The sequence below is a fragment of the Roseburia sp. AM23-20 genome (assembly GCF_003470905.1).
Lineage (GTDB): Bacteria > Bacillota > Clostridia > Lachnospirales > Lachnospiraceae > Roseburia > Roseburia rectibacter.
The window spans coordinates 1-1,075 of sequence record NZ_QRHS01000070.1; the positions used below are offsets into that span (position 1 = coordinate 1).

6 tRNA genes are annotated in these 1,075 nt (G+C 46.3%); all 6 read right to left on the bottom strand.

What is annotated here, in order from left to right:
* Positions 1–79 precede the first annotated feature (79 nt).
* Positions 80–152, bottom strand: a tRNA-Val gene (locus tag DW650_RS19320).
* Between the two features lie 155 nt (positions 153–307).
* Positions 308–381: transfer RNA gene (locus tag DW650_RS19325), tRNA-Asp, on the bottom strand.
* Between the two features lie 12 nt (positions 382–393).
* Positions 394–467, bottom strand: a tRNA-Ile gene (locus DW650_RS19330).
* A 10-nt stretch (positions 468–477) separates the two neighbouring features.
* Positions 478–550, bottom strand: a tRNA-Thr gene (locus DW650_RS19335).
* A gap of 101 nt (positions 551–651) precedes the next feature.
* Positions 652–723, bottom strand: a tRNA-Glu gene (locus DW650_RS19340).
* Positions 724–749: 26 nt separating this feature from the next.
* A tRNA-Asn gene (locus tag DW650_RS19345) sits at positions 750–822 on the bottom strand.
* Positions 823–1,075 lie beyond the last annotated feature (253 nt).

Consider the following 1,075-nt stretch of genomic DNA (forward strand, 5'->3'; position numbering starts at 1 on the left):
TGTATTTCTACAACAGGATTTTAAGTCCTGCGCGTCTGCCAGTTCCGCCACGCCGGCATAATGAGATAAACTCATTGAATGGGACCTATAGGGCTCGAACCTATGACCCTCTGCTTGTAAGGCAGATGCTCTCCCAGCTGAGCTAAGATCCCACGCGATTACTTGTAGTGAGTGCTAAAATAAAAGATTCTGAGTTGTGACATGCTTGCATGGCTAAGACTCAGAATCTTTTATTTTATCCGAGCGTTAGCGCGGGATGGCAGTTCGTAGAACTGGCATACACACTCACATTTTCCTCACTGCAAAACGACCCAAGCGGGACTCGAACCCGCGACCTCCGCCGTGACAGGGCGGCGCTCTAACCAACTGAGCCATTAGGCCTTATTTAGTTAGTGGACCATCGGGGACTCGAACCCAGGACCGACCGGTTATGAGCCGGTTGCTCTAACCAACTGAGCTAATGGTCCAAATGTTTAAAGCCGATGATCGGACTCGAACCGATAACCTGCTGATTACAAATCAGCTGCTCTGCCAATTGAGCCACATCGGCACGTATTCTATCAACAACATACTTTATGCTATTAATATTACTGCCTAAATATATACCAAGAATACAAATCTGTCAATACTTTATTTCTTTATATTCCTGAATGACTCCGACGGGAATCGAACCCGTGTTACCGCCGTGAAAGGGCGATGTCTTAACCGCTTGACCACGGAGCCTTATCTTTATTCTTTCATTAAAAAAACTCCCCGAGTAGGACTCGAACCTACGACAGCGCGGTTAACAGCCGCGTGCTCTACCAACTGAGCTATCGAGGAATAATCTAAAGGTATTTCTTTTCTGATACCTTCAAAACTTCATACAGATCTCCGATTTCTTCGAAAGTGGTCATCTCAATTCCGCTTCGCTTCATTTCGATGATTTGCTCCACAAATCCCAAGCCATATAAAGAATCAGTTCCGTAAGCACGCTTCCTTCACTGCTTCTTCATCCGACTTGCCACTTTCTACGCTTTGGTCAAGCCCTCGATCGATTAGTAACAGTCAGCTCCACACGTTACCGTGCTTCCAC